This is a genomic window from Enterococcus sp. AZ196, from assembly GCF_050498845.1.
Lineage (GTDB): Bacteria > Bacillota > Bacilli > Lactobacillales > Enterococcaceae > Enterococcus_A > Enterococcus_A murrayae.
Window position 1 is genome coordinate 1,232,861 of record NZ_JBIPAM010000002.1, and the last position, 16,107, is coordinate 1,248,967.

Here is a 16,107-nt window from a genome sequence, read left to right on the forward strand (position 1 = left end):
TCCTCAGTTCTCTTAAGTTTTTTCCTTTATATTGTTTTTACGTGTACTCTTCTCTAAGCAATCCATAGACAAGTGTGTCTTGCCAGATTGGTGTGCCATCCTCTGCTTTATTAAAGAAGAGATTCTTTCGCAAATGCCCTTCTCTTTTGAATCCTAATTTTTCTAATAACCTCCAAGAAGCCTGATTATCCGGATGACACTCCGCAAAAATCCGATGAGCTCCTTGTGCGAAAACTTGATCGATCAGCCTCGAAGCAGCCTCATAGCCATAGCCTTGATGCTGAAAGTCATAATGAAAGACAAAGCCCAGTTCCCAGCTATCCTGAACAACCTCCTCAAGATAGATGTTTCCGATTACCTTATTCTTCAAGCAAACCGCCCAGAATTCATCAGACTCGCTATGACTTTGAGCGATTTCAATACTCTGCTGCTGATTGATCGGTCCGTAAGGCTCATATTTAACAACGCGTGGATCTGACAGATACTCTAACAGATCCGGCCAATCACCTGGTACAAATTTTCTAATTATTAGTCGTTCTGTTTCTATTGTTTTCGTCCCTTTCATTTTACTTTATGTTTAAAGCACATTAGGGTAATAGACTGATTTCTATTACCCCAAAAGACTTACATTGGTAAGATCATAAACAACAATGCGGCTAATATACCGCCAATAATTGGACCTACAACTGGAACCCAAGAGTAGCCCCAATCAGAACCGCCTTTGTTGGGAATTGGCAAGAAAGCATGAGCGATTCGCGGACCTAAGTCTCGAGCTGGGTTGATTGCATAACCAGTCGTACCGCCCAGAGACAGTCCAATAACTAAAATCAAAATACCCACAGCGATCGGATTTAATCCATCACCAAATTTACTCATACCAAACGCTAATAAAGCGAATACCAGCATGAAGGTTCCGATTATTTCACTGATCAGATTGGCACCTAGACTGCGGATTGCCGGACCTGTAGAAAATACACCTAGTATCGCCGCTTGATCGTTCGTTTCCTTCCAATGCGGGTAATAATGGATATAGACCAGAACCGCACCGATGATCGCACCGATCATTTGACCTAAAATGTATGGAACGACCATGTCCCAACCAATCTTCCCAGCAATTGCCATACCAATCGTCACTGCGGGGTTCAGGTGTGCAAATGACATGTAGCCTGCCGCATAAGCTCCAATTGTAACGGCAGCGCCCCAGCCTAATGTAATGGCGATCCAGCCCGCACCTTCCGCTTTGGTTTTACGCAAGCTTACACCTGCCACGACACCATCACCTAATAATACTAAGACCATTGTTCCAATAATTTCTCCAATAACCTGCGTTGACATACTTGTGTCCATAAACTCATCCCCTTTAATTTTTGGTGCTATGTCAGCTACACAATAAATTTTTTCTCTCATAAAAATTTAGTTGCGTTGTGCAGCTGACTGATTGCCTTATTTTTCTTTTGGTTGATGTTTATATTGCATCGTCGCTTGAACGGCCTCTTGCCAGCCTTTATAAAGATCGTCTGTCACTTCTTTATCCATTTCTGGTTCATAGCGTTGACCATCAGAAGCAAATTTTTTGATTTCATCAACATCTTTCCAATATCCTACTGCCAGACCAGCTAGATAAGCCACACCTAAGGCTGTTGTCTCAAGATATGGAGCCCGCTCTACTGGTGTCTGTAAAATATCTGCTTGGAATTGCAGTAATAGATCATTTTTCGACGCGCCGCCATCAACACGCAATAGCTTGATATCTGTACCAGAATCCTTGTTCATTGTTTTCACCACATCCGCCGTTTGATAAGCCAATGATTCAAGGGTGGCACGAATGAAATGTTCCTTTGTTGTTCCACGAGTCAATCCGAAGATCGCACCACGTGCCTGCTGATCCCAATAAGGTGCACCTAGTCCGGTGAAGGCTGGAACGACATAAACATTTTCACTGCTGTCTACCCGTTTTGCATAGTCTTCTGACTGTGGTGCCTTTTGGAACATCCGCAAGCCGTCACGCAGCCATTGGATTGCAGAACCTGCAACGAAAACACTTCCTTCTAATGCGTAGGTGACCTTGCCGTCGATGCCGTATCCGATCGTCGTCAATAATCCGTTTTCAGAAAGAATTGGTTCTTCCCCAGTATTCATGACAATAAAGGCACCCGTTCCATAGGTGTTTTTAACCATTCCTTTGTCAAAGGCCAACTGTCCAACTAATGCTGCCTGCTGGTCCCCCGCCATACCGGCAATTGGCACCTTATTTCCGTAGAAATGATAGTCTGCCGTATGTCCATAAATTTCTGAATTGGATTTCACTTCTGGTAATATTTCTTTTGGAATATCCAAAAGGTCTAAAATTTCTTGATCCCATTTCAAATCGTAAATGTTGTACATCATCGTCCGACTGGCATTGGTGTAATCAGAAACATGAGCTTCTCCGCCCGTCAGCTTCCAAACAAGCCAGGTGTCAATTGTTCCAAATAGTAATTCCCCGTTTTTCGCCCGTTCGCGTGAGCCTTCAACATGATCCAAGATCCATTTCACCTTTGTTGCTGAGAAATAGGAATCAATCAACAGCCCAGTTTTCTTTTGAATCATTTCTGAGTGGCCTTGTTCTTTCAATTCATCGGCGATATCACTAGTTTGTTTGGATTGCCAGACGATAGCATTATAGATTGGATGTCCGGTTTCTTTTTCCCAAATGACTGTTGTTTCACGTTGATTGGTAATTCCGATCCCTTCAATTTGATCTGGTTTCAGTCCACCTTCAATTAGCGCACCTGCGATAACTGATTGAACAGAATTCCAAATCTCATTTGCATCATGTTCTACCCAGCCTGGTTTTGGAAAATGCTGTGTAAATTCTTTTTGTGATGAACTTACTTCCTTACCAGCTTTGTCGAAAACGATTGCCCTGCTTGACGTTGTTCCTTGATCGATTGACATGATATAAGACTCCATGTTCCCACTCCTTTTATATTATATTTGGTGCTTTTTTAAATCCGTTAATTGTGTTTCTTTGATTTGCTGCTCTAATTGTGATTGATAGCTTTTCTTCGTTGCAGCATCCCAATCAAAATAGTCTGCCATAGCATCAACCACTGCATCCTTAATTTCCATTAAGCGGTGACTGATAAACAGCATATAGTTTGTCCGGCGTAATAAATAATCAACCGGTGTTAACGTCATCTCAGACTCCATGGCGTAGCGTAACGACATAGACTCTGCCAATGAAAGACCTTCAAATGGCCCTTGATCCTTCAAGGCAAAAACTTTTTCTGCGTTTGATCCATAAAGCTCTGCTAAGAACTTTGCATCTTCAGCACTTAAGCCCTGCTCTTCACCCTTTTTAGCAATTTTCTCTAATTCTTCATTGACATTATTCGGATCGATTTCTCCACCAGAGACTGGATAATTTTCAGAATCGATCAATTTAAAATTACTGTCAGACAATAAAGAAATAATTTTCTTCATTGCCCCAGTGGCCATCAAACGGTAATCCGTCAGCTTTCCGCCAGATAGAATCAAAAGGCCATCTTTTGCGATAGTCAAATCACTGCCGCGTGAAACCGCCGATGGATTGTCTTTCGGTTCTTCTTTTGCCGCATCGCTGATTGTTTTTTCTACTTCCGGACGGGATTGTTTTCCATTGGCATAATCTCCAGCCGCGCGAATGATTTTCTCAAAATTCTCATCGCTGATTTTTTCCTTTTTCGTTCCGTTATAATCGCCGCCTGCATTACTAATCAGAGGTCGTAACCCTGCCCATGCAGCTTCGATATCATTGATTGCCAGATTTGCTTCAGGATAACGAAGATTAACGATTTTCAATAAATAGTCAACGTCCTCTTGCTCGACGGTTGGATGGTTGAAATCTCCCTGATAATCCGTATCAGTCGTACCAAAATAGGTTTTGCTTTCTCTAGGAATAACAAAAATCATTCGGCCATCATTTTCACCCGTGTCAAAATACGTTGGTTGAGGAACCTTCAGCTTCTCGCCATCTACAACTAAATGGACACCTTTGGTTGGCCTCATGTGAGGCTTGTGGTCGATTTTATCGTCCAGCTTATTGACAAAATCAGACCATGGTCCAGCAGTATTGATCACTAGTCTGCTTTTGATGGTGATTGTTTGATCACTCAATAAATCTTTGGCTTTTACACCGGATACTTTTCCTTGCTCGTCATGATCAATTTCTTCAACCTTTATACGACTAACAGCGATGGCACCATCTTCGACTGCTCGCTTGATATTTTCAATTACTAAACGAGCATCGTTATTACGATAGTCTAGATAAACGCCTCCACCTAATAACCCTTCTGATTCTAACTGCGGTTCTCGTTCTAAAATTTCTTCCTTCGACAGCATATAGTTGGCATATTTACCGCCGGTGATCCCTGCTAAGTGATCATAAAGATCCATTGCTACTTTTACAGAGAACATATTGAAGGTGGAACCTGGTTCATCAAAAATCGGTAAAATCATTGGATCCGCTTTCGGAATATGCGGCGCAACGCTTTGAATAATCGCCCGCTCGCTTACTGTGTCCGCTACAACCTCTACATCAAAGGTTTTTAGATAGCGTAATCCCCCATGCACTAATTTCGTAGATCTGGAAGATGTCCCTTCAGCAAAATCCTGCATTTCTACTAACGCGACAGATAGACCCGAAGCTGCTGCCTGCAATGCGACTCCCGCTCCTGTGATTCCGCCGCCAATGATTACTAAATCAAAGGTTTGATCTTCCAAATTTTGAATCATTTTCGATCGTTCTCGAAAAGAAAACATAGATAAACACCTCATTCCTTTTTAAATAAATCGGTTGGTTGAATCGAATAATGAGCTCTGAAATAAACATCCCCTTTTATACGAAGAATAGCTTTAATCGAACTTACAAAATCAGTGTATCATAACAAAAAACGCTTTCAAAAAATTTGGATTGTAAATTATTGCTCAATTGCCGCGAAAGAGTGTCTTATTTTGCTTACCTTATTTTTTTAGCAATAAATCGCGGATATTTTCTTATATGATTATGTATTTACATTGAGACAACCCTATCTTATCCTATTTTCTTTTTGGGACTCCTTCCATGAGAGAGTTGCGATATAATGAATAGACAGACACCCTTTTGAAAGGAAGGCCCGATATGAAACTATTGATCATCGAAGACAACACACAAATCGTGGATGTTTTGAATCGCTACTTGAAGGAAGCTGGCTATGAGACAGATGTTGTTTATGACGGTAAAGATGCGCTTCCTTACTTTGACAGTCATCCCGTCGATTTTATCTTATTGGACATCATGCTCCCGCATGTAAACGGGTTTGAGATATGCCAACAAATTCGTGAAAAATCTACGGTTCCCATCATCATGATCACGGCTAAATCGGAGGATGCAGATCGTATTTTAGGTTTAGAGGTAGGTGCGGACGACTATATCATTAAACCCTTTTCACCAAAAGAAGTCTTGTATCGAATCAAGGCGATTATGCGGCGCATTGATTTTGAGAAAGAATCTATGATAAAACAGCTGACTTTAGGATCGATGCGCCTGCTTTTGGAAAATCGTCAAGCTGTCGTCCAGGATAAAGAACTCAAATTGACTAAAAAGGAATTTGAATTACTGGTTTTATTTGCAAAATATCCAAACAAAGTCTTTACTCGCGACAATCTGCTAGACACTGTTTGGGGTTACGATTATTACGGTGACAGCCGCACAGTAGATAGCCATATTAAGCGTTTGCGGGCAAAATTGAAAAAAGCTGGCGTTAGTGACTGGCAGATCGAGACTGTTTGGGGTGAAGGGTACCGAATCGAGGAATCCACATGAAAAAAATTACGATTCGACTGATCCAGCAATTCGTGGGCTTATTACTGATTTTTGCTACAATGAGTGCTCTTTTCTTCGGCATTCTTTTCGCGAAACAAACAGAGGATCTGCATCAGGAGGAAATGACCCATCGAAGTGAATTGATTAGCGCCACCCTTTCAGATTATTTTACTAGTGGATCTCGCACAGGCCAAAAAGGAGGCAGCGGTGGATATGGCGCCTTTTTGCGCTTTATCAATCAAATAGCTGGTGAGAATGTTTGGGTACTGGATTCAAAAATGAACACGATCATTAATTATCATCACGAGGATTCAATCAACCGGGAAAGCCCTCCTGATGAAGCTAAGAGCATTGTGGCGAAAACATTTGCCAGCAAACAAACACAAGTGGCAAAAAAAAGAAATCTTTTTCAATTACAAGAACTAACGATTGCCACTCCTATCTTGTCTGAAGACTCAGTCAAAGGTGTTGTGCTTATGCATTCAAAAGTAGATGCTATTCATAAAAATCAATTATCTGGCTATTTTATGCTGCTAATCAGTCTTCTTGGGGCTGTCATTCTTGCAAGTATCCTTGCCTGGCGTTTATCTAAGCGTTTTGTCAGACCAATTGAAACTATGCGAAATTATGCCGGTGAGCTTACAAAAGAAAACTATCACGAAAGACTATCTATTCAGACCAAGGATGAATTGCAGGAACTTGGAGACCAGCTCACTCTACTAAGTCAACGATTAGCCGAGGCAAAATCCGCTCGAGAACGCAAGGAACAATCAGAGAAAGACTTTCTTTCGCAAATCTCTCATGAGCTTCGAACACCTGTCATGGTAATAAAAAGTTCGTTAGAAGCAATGAATGATGGGTATCTAAGCAGCGCAGAAGAAACAGAGTATCTACAACAGTTATTAAAGGAAAGCACAAATCTAGAAAGGCTCGTCAACGATCTATTAGAGCTAAGCCGTCTACAGTCTACGGAGTTTCAGCTGCAAAAGGAATTGGTCAATCCTTTAGACTGTATTAACGACGCGTTGCGAAGTTATCGAATCGTTTTTAGTGATAAGGAGCAATCTGTGCAGCTAATCAATCAGCTTACGGAGCCTAAAATGATCGATGGAGATTACATGCGCATTACTCAAGTGATCAAGATATTACTGGATAATGCCAATAAGTACTCCCCTGAAAAGTCTGTGATCAGACTCACTATTTCAAATGAGGAGGAAACGTTGAACATCTCCCTTTCTAATCAGCTGCTTGCTCCAATACCTGATACGGATCATCTCTTCGACTCTTTCCATCGTCAACACCAGAACTACAAAAATGGGACTGGACTTGGCTTGTCGATTGCAAAACAGGTCATTCGCCGCCATCATGGTCAAATTACGGCAGAGGCTGATGAAGAACAATTTACAATCAAAATTTTTCTTCCTTCGTTTTAATTGCCATACTTTTGACACATTCTCTTCCTATACTATAGTTGAAAAGGAGGAGATCATTTATGATGAAGCATAAAAAGGGAATGACTTCCGCAGCTTTGCTCTTTATTGGAATGCTGAGCTTCGCGACTTTACGTGCGGATGCTGCTGTTTCTGGAGAAGGCGTTCAAAATTTACGCTATTGTACGATCAATAATATTTACAAAGCGCCTAGAGAAGATTGTCCATTGCGTCAAAATCATATTTTGAACGGCTTTGATCAAAGAAATGGAACGGGTGCACAGAACGGCTACGGAAATGGAAAACAAGATGGCACTGGACAAGCGAACGGACCGAGAATTCCTAATTGTCCAAATTATGAGGAAAAGCAAGACAACGCCACCACAAACACTCCACAGCCGAATGCCGCTGAAGCGACAAATTACGCTGTACAGCCACAAGACGGCACCGGGAATCAATATGGACAGCAAAACACTGATGCTGTAGATCCACAACAATTCGCCGGGAACGGTTATGGTAATGGAGACAATTATGGTCAAGCCGGGGCTAATCAGCAAGCCAATAATGAGACTGCACTTTATGATCAAAATGTGGGCGGCGGACAACAAAATAGCGAAAATTCTGCTATTCAACCAAGTACTTATACTCCACAAGCAGGACAAAATCAGCAAAATGGTGCTGGTCGTGCTGGAACACATCACGGATTACGCGATGGATCAGGTGCCGGCGGACAAAGAGGCCGAGGCGGACATTGTTATTAGCATGTAAGAACTTACTAGATAAAATCGGAGCAATTGGAAAATAGATCGAAAACGTTAATACAATAAAGTGCCATGCTTAGTCAATCAGACTGAACATGGCACTTTTTTTTAACTATTCTTCTGAGAAGCGTTTAGCGATCTTTTCTTGCTCTCAAAGCAGACAAAATTGAAACTGTATCGATGACTTCTTGCAGGGCAGCTCCCAGCAAAGCTGGAATCACACCAGTACTTGCAATCAGCATCAAAACGACACAAATCACGATACCGATCAATACGGATTGTCGAGCAATTCGCATGGTGTATTGAGATAAACGAACAGCTTCTGAGACTCGACTTAAGTCATCTTTCAGAATTACTGCATCGGCGCTCTCACTGGCAGCCGTTGATCCGTGAGCCCCCATAGCGATACCGATATCGGCAATCGCCAAAGCAGGTGCATCATTTACCCCATCACCAACCATGATAGCTGGCCGATCGGTTTCATCCAAATCTTTTAAAACATTGATTTTCTCTTCTGGTAAGCATTCTGCATGGACCTCTGAAATGCCTACTTCACTAGCAATTTGATTGGCAATGGATTTATGGTCTCCCGTTAACATAATGGTCTTATTTATGCCTAATTCGTTCAATGCTTTGATTGTATCAGCAGATTCTTTACGAACAATATCCGTAAAAGTAATATATCCAATATATCGATCCTCTAAAGAAACATAAACAGCTGTTTGCTGATTGCTTAATTCGATTGTTGACCCAACAAATGAAGCCTTTCCGACACGAATTTTTTTCCCGTTTACGTCAGCCTGAATCCCTTGCCCTGTAATCTCCTCCAGCTTTGATACAGGATATAAAGTGTCGCCCTTTTCTTTCGCATAAGCGACGAGTGATCGAGCCAAAATATGACTAGATTCTTGTTCGCCACTAGCTGCATACACCATCAGTTCTTCTTTGGAAAAATCATTAGAAGCTACCATAATTTCTTCCACCGAAAGCTTTCCTTCTGTCAATGTGCCAGTTTTATCAAAAGCGATACTTTTTGCTCGCGCTAATTTCTCAATTGTCGTCCCTGTTTTCACTACGATCCCATTTCGACTTGAACGGCTCATCCCAGCGACTAGTGCTACAGGGGCTGCTAATATCAATGGACAAGGAGAAGCCACTACCAGCACTTCGGCGAAGCGAACAGGATCCTTTGAGACAAACCAAGCGATGCCGCCAATTAAATAGGCAATAATTGTGAAGGGAACCGCATATCGATCAGCTAAACGAACAAAATGAGCTGGCTTCGCCTCTGATTCCTTAACTAGCTTCACTAAGGTTTGATACTGGCTATCCTTTGCGGCTTTTGTCACTTTGAAGCGCAAAGCCGCATCTCCGTTAATGGAACCAGACATCAGCTCATCGTTGATTTTTTTCTCAATTGGCTTAGATTCTCCTGTTAATGAGGACTCATCCACAAAGGATTCGCCCATAACTACCCGCCCATCGACGGGCACTAATTCACCAGGCTTCACCATTATCATGTCACCAACTTGGACCTCTTCCACCGCCAAATCACTGATCTCTTCACCTTCGATGCGATGAGCGATTCGTGGCGAATTATCCAAGAGAGAACGCAGCTCCCTGCTTGCTTGATGGCTAGCATAATCTTCTAAGCTGTCTCCACCAGTCAACATAATCAAAACCATCAGACTTGCCCAATATTCACCAACTAATAAAGTAGCGACGATCGCGGTGATCGCCAAAATATCTACCCCATATTTTCCTGAACGTAATGTCTTGATCATTCCAATCAGCATAGAGATCGTCATGATCCCACCCACAATAGCAACTAACCAAAAAGCTGCTCGATTCTGTTGAAAACCAAACTCCAATACCAATGCAATGATTCCTATTACTACCGTGGATAAAAATTTCTTTGAATTACTCATCATCATGCGCCTCCATTTATCTTCAAAACTAGATTAGCACGTGGTAGTTCTAATTGAAAATAGAAACATCTAAATGATAAAGATAATCATTAACAACAAAGATACTCTGGTTTCAATTTACAATAATTATAATTAAATGCTTTCGTTCTTTTCAAATCTAACCTTAATTGGGAGAATTAGTGATGCTTAACTATTTTTGAACAAAAAATGCCGACCTGAGTGGTCGACATAAAAAAATTATTCTGAACGATGGTCACGCAGCCGATAACCTACTCCGATTTCGGTAATCAGATATTCAGGCTTCAACGTGTCCTGCTCAATTTTTTTTCGAATATTAGACATGTTTACTCGCAAGGTTTGAGAATCATCACTGTAAGGTCCCCAAACCTCTGTCATCAAGGCTTGATAAGTGACCACCTTGCCTAACTGATGAAACATTAATGCTAAAATTCGGTATTCATTTTTAGTCAAATGAATTTCTTTACCTTTTTTGTAAACTAGCTGTCGCTCAAAATCAATTTTTAGCTCTTTATTTTCTACAACCGCTAGTGCTTCCATTTGAACATTTTGATGGCGTAAAGCTGTACGAATACGTGCCAATAATTCATTTGTACCAAACGGTTTTGTTACATAGTCATCCGCCCCTAAGTCCAAAGCCTTCACTTTCTCTTCTTCATTGTTTCTCGCAGAAATAATGATAATAGGCAAATGCATTCGTTTGCGAAGGATTTTCAACAGATCAATGCCATCAATATCTGGCAGCCCTAAGTCTAATAACACTAAATCAATCGATGTGGTCTGCAATGCGGTCAAGGCCTCCATTCCATTACTGGCGATCGTCAATTGATAACGTTCTTGGTCCAAGACAACTTCCATAAAATCTGTAATATTCGGATCATCTTCAATCAATAAAATGGATTGCTTCATACAATGTCCCCTCACTTCAAATAAATTCTAACGAGTGTCTTGCCTTCTCCGACGGTCATTTCCATTTTGCCATTATGGGCATGAATAATCGTTTTTACAATACTTAACCCAATGCCCAAACCATTTTTTGAATCAACTGGTACTTCATTCGTACTGGTTAAATTTGACTGAATCTTTTGAAATTGTTTCAGTGGTATCTCTCCGCGATTTTCAATTTCAAAGACTGTTTGTTCCTTTTCTTGGTAAACGGTCAATTTGACCAGTTGATTCTTTTCACCGTGTCGAAAAGCATTTCCAACGAGATTGAATAGCGCTTGTTCGATCAAAATGGGATCTGCTTGAATAAATATGACCTCTTCAGGCAGATGAATCTCAACCTGCCCATCGGGATAAACCTTCTTTAAGTGCTTGTAAACAGCTTCGATAATCTCTTCTACGGGTTCAGCAGTTTTTGTAACCTTCATCGTATCCATATTGATTCGAGTGATGGATAATAAATTTTCTACCATTCGAATCAGCCATTGGGACTCTTCCTGGATATCTTTTAACAATTTTTGGCGGGTTTCTTCTTTTAAATCCGTCCCGATACCTAACGTCTCGGCGATCCCAGAAATAACCGTTAACGGTGTTCTTAAATCATGCGATACTGCACGCAACAGGTTGCTTCGGACCTTTTCACGCTCGTTTTCCAATTCTACCTGCTCTTTTTCCTCCTTCAATTCAGTTTGTTCTAAAATTACAGCGATTTGGGTCAATACCAGCTTCAGATAGTTTAGCTGATCATTTTCTAGCTCAAGGTTCGCATTTCTTTCAATACCTAATACGGCCAACGTTTTTCCACTTGCGACGATCGGCAGATAAAAGCCTTTGGCGCCGATCAATGTATCTGTGCCGTTACCAGCTTCTTTTTGATTTTTCGCAGCCCAAAAAGCAACAGCTGCCTCATCCTTTTTATCCAGAACGGATTGCTTATTTGATACACAATGAACGCTCTCGACCTTTGCTCGGGGATCAAAAATAATTACTTCTCGATCCAATAATCTGGATAAATAAGTAGCAGAAATATCGAGGATTTGTTTTCGACTTTCAGCTAACACATATTGCTTGTTCAATTCATATAAGATTTCCATCTGATGTTCTTTTTCCATTGAGCTGTCTGCTTGTTTTTTCAAACGAACCATCAAATTACTGATCATCAAGGCGACGACAAACATTATTAATAAAGTAATCGGATAGCCCTGTTTATAGACTGTCAGTGAGTATAGCGGCTCGACAAAAAACCAGTTGAAAGACAGCACACTTAAAATAGAAGAAAGAGCGCTCCAAAAATAGCCAGATGTTGTCCGAGCGACTAGTAGAATGAAAAAAATATAGACCAGCATCAGATTTTGATCGCCAACGTGAAGGTATTGCATCAATTCTGTCACAATGGTCGCTAGAAACACGCCTCCCACCGCAATGCTCAGATCTTTTCCGCCCCCTTCAATGACTGTTCGTGTCTTAAAGAACCAAGATTGCTTTTCTTCATTGAAAGGAATCAGATGCAGCTCGGTATCATTCAAGCGTTTTAATAAACGATCATCGAATGCTTCAGTAAAAATCTTCTCATACCATGGTTGACGCAGATTTTTCCCCATAATGATATCTGTAACACCTGTCATTTTGGCGAACTCGACAATCGTCTCAAAGCTATCGTCTTCTTCAATACTTATTACCTCTGCCCCTAGCTTATCTGCTAATGGAATATTAGTAGGTGTATCCTCTTGTGTCCGAATCTGAATGACTGTCCACTCCGCCCCTAGGCCTTGAGCCAAACGAGCTGTCCAGCGAATACACTTTTCTGTCATTCTTGGGAAGGCATCATTCACGACTGTCAGAAGTTTGCTTTGTATTCTTAATGTTTTCCCACTGATCCGATTAATATGATCCGATGCACGTTGGATCGCAAGTCCCCGAAGTTGATCCAGCTTTTGTGGGATGAAGAAGTGCTGCAACGCACGTTTGGCATTTTCATTGGCATAGATTTTTCCTTGCTCTAGGCGTTCTATCAATTCATCCGGCTCTACGTCGATTACCTTGATTGTGGCCTGCTGCAGAAAAGTATCCGGAACCGTTTCCTTGACCTCGATTCCGGTAACTTCTTCAACGATGTCGTTTAAACTTTCGATGTGTTGAACATTGACGGTAGTAAAAACATCGATTCCAGCGTTCAACAGCTCATCGACATCCTGGTATCGTTTGCGGTTTCGAGACCCTTTCGCATTGGTATGAGCCAATTCATCAATCAAAACGATTTCCGGTTTTTGTTGAATGATTTGATCAATATCCGGCTCGGTCAAAACCATTTGCTTATAGAGAATTTTTTTTGGAGGAATTTGGGGTAATCCTTCCACTAGTCGATTGGTATCTGGACGATCATGCGGTTCAATATAACCGATCACCACATTTTTTCCCATCAGTAATAATTCATGAGCTTCTGCCAGCATGCCGTAAGTTTTTCCAACACCAGCAGCAAACCCAAAAAACACCCGCAGGCGCCCACGATGTCTTTTCACCCATGGCTCTTCTACTGTTTGCATCAAAGTTCCTCCTTTCTTTGCAGGCACAATAATTCTCTAACCGAAAAACGATTAGAGAATTATGGACTATCATGCTTCTAGTTTATCTAATGCTAGGTTCAACTGCAAAACATTGACATAGTATCGCTCAGAAAACCAATCCTTTTGACGATGTTCAGCAATAATTTTTCGAATGGATCCTTGAGATAGTCCCCGCACTTCGGCAATTCGAGCAACCTGGAATTCTGCCGCAGATAGGCTAATATCCGGGTCAACACCACTGCCCGATGCTGTTACAAGGTCATTTGGAACATTCTTTTCGGTCGGATTTTTTGCCAGTTCAGCTGCTCGGCGACTTTCAACTAGCTTCTTTTGTTCTGGTGAAGCAGGGGATAGCTGGCTGACTTTCTCACTGCGTCCAGAAAAATATTTCGGTTGTTCAAAGGACTGCCCAATCAATTTTGACCCAACGGTTTGATTATTCACGGTAATTTGGCTTCCATTGGCCTGATCTGAAAAGAAAAGCTGTCCAATACCAGTAACTGCAACAGTGTACAGTCCACCAAAGACGATCAAGCTCAACATCAAAAATCGTAAGCTTCCTAAAATACTTTTTTTCATTGTCCTGCTCCTTCTATAAAATAATCAATGAGAGGATTACATCAATCACCTTGATAAAAATAAACGGTGCGATGATCCCGCCTAATCCATAGATCAATAGATTATGTCGTAAAATCTGACTAGCCGGTTTTTCTTGATACTGCACTCCTTTCAACGCTAAGGGGATTAAGGCAATGATAACTACAGCATTATAAATCACGGCCGACAATATCGCAGTCAACGGACTCCCTAATCCCATAATGTTTAATCGATCTAATTGCGGATAAATACTGTAAAACAAGACCGGTATTACCGCGAAATATTTCGCAATATCATTTGCAATGCTAAACGTAGTTAAAGCACCGCGAGTCATTAATAGTTGTTTACCGATCTGTACGACCTGCAGTAGCTTAGTTGGGCTGGAATCCAAATCGATCATATTTCCTGCTTCTTTGGCGGCTTGAGTTCCGGTGTTCATTGCCATTGCTACATCCGCTTGAGCCAGCGCTGGCGCATCATTGGTGCCGTCACCAGTCATAGCGACCAAATGTCCTTTTTCTTGATAGTCACGAATCAAATCCATTTTATTTTCAGGGGTGGCTTCGGCTAGAAAATCATCCACACCCGCTTCCGCTGCGATCGCTGCTGCCGTTAGCGGATTGTCTCCGGTAATCATGATAGTCTTGATACCCATCTTACGCATATCGGCAAATTTATCCTTTACGCCATTTTTCACGATATCTTTTAAATAAACGACACCCATTACACGATCATTTTTTACTACTACCAAAGGAGTTCCGCCTGCGCGAGCCATTTTAGCAACAATATCGTCACATTCAGGCGGATAGGCTTCTCCTTTGGATCTCACGTATTTTTTCATCGTGTCGGCTGCGCCTTTACGGATTTCATCTCCGCGATAATCAATTCCGCTCATTCTAGTTTTAGCACTAAAATCGATAAATTTAACCTCTGATTGCTGAAATTCTCTTTCTCGCAAATTGAACCGTTCCTTCGCCAAAATTACGATACTCCGGCCTTCTGCTGTTTCGTCTGCCAAAGAAGACAGTTGTGCCGCATCCGCCAGCTGTTCTTCACTGACACCATTAACAGGCAAAAACTCGCTTGCTCGACGGTTTCCCAATGTAATGGTTCCTGTTTTGTCTAGTAAAAGAACATCCACGTCCCCTGCCGCTTCGATCGCACGTCCACTCATGGCGATGACATTTTCTTTCGTCAAGCGACTCATTCCTGCGATACCGATAGAAGAAATCAAGGCACCGATTGTGGTTGGCGCCAGACAAATTAAGAGTGCAATCACGATAATCATGGATAGAGCTTCCCCTTTCCCGGATAGCTGACTGCTAAAATCAGTAAATGGAACAAGTGTAATTGATACAGTCAAGAAAATAATAGTCAGGGTAATCAAGAAAATCTGCAATCCAATCTCATTTGGTGTCTTTTTTCGCTGAGTTCCTTCTACCATAGCGATCATCTTGTCCAAGAAGGATTGACCATTTTCCGAAGTGACGCGTATCACCAAGTAATCGGAAACAACGGTGGTTCCGCCAGTCACTGCGCTGCGATCTCCTCCAGATTCACGAATTACTGGAGCGGATTCACCGGTAATAGCACTTTCATCAACTGAAGCTGCACCATCAATTACATCACCATCCGCTGGAATTTGCTCTCCCGCACGTACATAAACCAAGTCGCCGCGCTTCAAATCAGAGGAACGTAATTCTATGAAATTCTCTTCTTTGATATCTTCTAGCCCTTTTATTTTATAGGTCATTACTTCCTTTTTTGCCTGCTTCAAACTATCTGCCTGCGCTTTTCCCCGTCCCTCTGCCACAGCTTCAGCGAAATTCGCAAAGAGCAGCGTCAGCCAAAGAAAAATCGTTACTGAAATGCTGAACCAGATAGGGACATTTACTGGATAAAAACATAACACCGTCGTGATGATCGCTCCAAGATAGACCACAAACATGACCGGATTTTTGATTTGTTGGCGCGGGTCTAATTTTTTAAATGATTGACCCACGGCCCATTGATAGATTTTCTTCATTTTCATTCACTCCA

At 41.6% G+C, this 16,107-nt stretch carries 12 protein-coding genes; 3 read left to right on the forward strand and 9 right to left on the reverse strand.

Translation table 11 applies throughout. The annotated features are described in order from the left end of the window. Positions 1 to 37 precede the first annotated feature (37 nt). From IGI67_RS23565 to glpO, 4 genes are all read right to left on the reverse strand, one after another. On the reverse strand, positions 38 to 565 hold the full coding sequence (locus tag IGI67_RS23565) for a GNAT family N-acetyltransferase (RefSeq protein ID WP_207108159.1): 528 nt from the start codon (positions 563 to 565) through the stop codon (positions 38 to 40). 59 nt (positions 566 to 624) lie between these two features. Further along, positions 625 to 1,347 carry an MIP/aquaporin family protein gene (locus tag IGI67_RS23570; RefSeq protein ID WP_207108158.1) on the reverse strand — a complete coding sequence of 241 codons (723 nt, stop codon included), beginning with the start codon at positions 1,345 to 1,347 and terminating at the stop codon, positions 625 to 627. A 96-nt stretch (positions 1,348 to 1,443) separates the two neighbouring features. Then, complete coding sequence (gene glpK / locus IGI67_RS23575) at positions 1,444 to 2,952, reverse strand: glycerol kinase GlpK (RefSeq protein WP_207108157.1); 1,509 nt, start codon at positions 2,950 to 2,952, stop codon at positions 1,444 to 1,446. 18 nt (positions 2,953 to 2,970) lie between these two features. After that, positions 2,971 to 4,782: a type 1 glycerol-3-phosphate oxidase gene (gene glpO / locus IGI67_RS23580; RefSeq protein WP_429959547.1), complete on the reverse strand. Its 1,812-nt coding sequence runs from the start codon at positions 4,780 to 4,782 to the stop codon at positions 2,971 to 2,973. 358 nt (positions 4,783 to 5,140) lie between these two features. On the opposite strand from glpO, the gene IGI67_RS23585 reads away from it, so the two are divergent. Genes IGI67_RS23585 through IGI67_RS23595 form a run of 3 tightly spaced genes read left to right on the forward strand, consistent with a single transcriptional unit; the run spans position 5,141 to position 8,015 of the window. Next, on the forward strand, positions 5,141 to 5,824 hold the full coding sequence (locus tag IGI67_RS23585) for a response regulator transcription factor (RefSeq protein ID WP_207108155.1): 684 nt from the start codon (positions 5,141 to 5,143) through the stop codon (positions 5,822 to 5,824). Continuing rightward, entirely contained in the window at positions 5,821 to 7,257 is a 1,437-nt protein-coding gene (locus tag IGI67_RS23590; protein WP_429959548.1) for a histidine kinase dimerization/phospho-acceptor domain-containing protein, read from the forward strand. The genes IGI67_RS23585 and IGI67_RS23590 overlap by 4 nt, the downstream gene beginning before the upstream one ends. A 59-nt stretch (positions 7,258 to 7,316) precedes the next feature. Next, the gene (locus IGI67_RS23595; RefSeq protein ID WP_429959549.1) at positions 7,317 to 8,015 is read left to right on the forward strand and encodes a hypothetical protein; all 699 of its coding nucleotides are present in this window, start codon (positions 7,317 to 7,319) and stop codon (positions 8,013 to 8,015) included. Between the two features lie 131 nt (positions 8,016 to 8,146). Here the strand turns inward: IGI67_RS23595 and IGI67_RS23600 are convergent, their stop codons facing one another. The 5 genes from IGI67_RS23600 to kdpB all read right to left on the reverse strand — a co-directional run bounded on the left by IGI67_RS23600 (position 8,147) and on the right by kdpB (position 16,093). Next, on the reverse strand, positions 8,147 to 9,943 hold the full coding sequence (locus tag IGI67_RS23600; protein ID WP_429959823.1) for a heavy metal translocating P-type ATPase: 1,797 nt from the start codon (positions 9,941 to 9,943) through the stop codon (positions 8,147 to 8,149). Between the two features lie 237 nt (positions 9,944 to 10,180). Then, positions 10,181 to 10,870 carry a response regulator transcription factor gene (locus IGI67_RS23605; protein WP_429959550.1) on the reverse strand — a complete coding sequence of 230 codons (690 nt, stop codon included), beginning with the start codon at positions 10,868 to 10,870 and terminating at the stop codon, positions 10,181 to 10,183. 11 nt (positions 10,871 to 10,881) lie between these two features. Beyond that, complete coding sequence (locus IGI67_RS23610) at positions 10,882 to 13,449, reverse strand: DUF4118 domain-containing protein (protein WP_429959551.1); 2,568 nt, start codon at positions 13,447 to 13,449, stop codon at positions 10,882 to 10,884. Positions 13,450 to 13,518: 69 nt separating this feature from the next. Then, the gene (locus tag IGI67_RS23615) at positions 13,519 to 14,049 is read right to left on the reverse strand and encodes a potassium-transporting ATPase subunit C (RefSeq protein ID WP_429959552.1); all 531 of its coding nucleotides are present in this window, start codon (positions 14,047 to 14,049) and stop codon (positions 13,519 to 13,521) included. A 13-nt stretch (positions 14,050 to 14,062) separates the two neighbouring features. Then, on the reverse strand, positions 14,063 to 16,093 hold the full coding sequence (gene kdpB, locus IGI67_RS23620; RefSeq protein ID WP_429959553.1) for a potassium-transporting ATPase subunit KdpB: 2,031 nt from the start codon (positions 16,091 to 16,093) through the stop codon (positions 14,063 to 14,065). Positions 16,094 to 16,107 lie beyond the last annotated feature (14 nt).

Coding starts and splice junctions, on each gene's coding strand:
- IGI67_RS23565 (WP_207108159.1), bottom strand. CDS start 565: ATGAAAGGGACGAAAACAATAGAAACAGAACGACTAATAATTAGAAAA.
- IGI67_RS23570 (WP_207108158.1), bottom strand. CDS start 1,347: ATGGACACAAGTATGTCAACGCAGGTTATTGGAGAAATTATTGGAACA.
- glpK (WP_207108157.1), bottom strand. CDS start 2,952: ATGGAGTCTTATATCATGTCAATCGATCAAGGAACAACGTCAAGCAGG.
- glpO (WP_429959547.1), bottom strand. CDS start 4,782: ATGTTTTCTTTTCGAGAACGATCGAAAATGATTCAAAATTTGGAAGAT.
- IGI67_RS23585 (WP_207108155.1), top strand. CDS start 5,141: ATGAAACTATTGATCATCGAAGACAACACACAAATCGTGGATGTTTTG.
- IGI67_RS23590 (WP_429959548.1), top strand. CDS start 5,821: ATGAAAAAAATTACGATTCGACTGATCCAGCAATTCGTGGGCTTATTA.
- IGI67_RS23595 (WP_429959549.1), top strand. CDS start 7,317: ATGATGAAGCATAAAAAGGGAATGACTTCCGCAGCTTTGCTCTTTATT.
- IGI67_RS23600 (WP_429959823.1), bottom strand. CDS start 9,943: ATGAGTAATTCAAAGAAATTTTTATCCACGGTAGTAATAGGAATCATT.
- IGI67_RS23605 (WP_429959550.1), bottom strand. CDS start 10,870: ATGAAGCAATCCATTTTATTGATTGAAGATGATCCGAATATTACAGAT.
- IGI67_RS23610 (WP_429959551.1), bottom strand. CDS start 13,449: ATGCAAACAGTAGAAGAGCCATGGGTGAAAAGACATCGTGGGCGCCTG.
- IGI67_RS23615 (WP_429959552.1), bottom strand. CDS start 14,049: ATGAAAAAAAGTATTTTAGGAAGCTTACGATTTTTGATGTTGAGCTTG.
- kdpB (WP_429959553.1), bottom strand. CDS start 16,093: ATGAAGAAAATCTATCAATGGGCCGTGGGTCAATCATTTAAAAAATTA.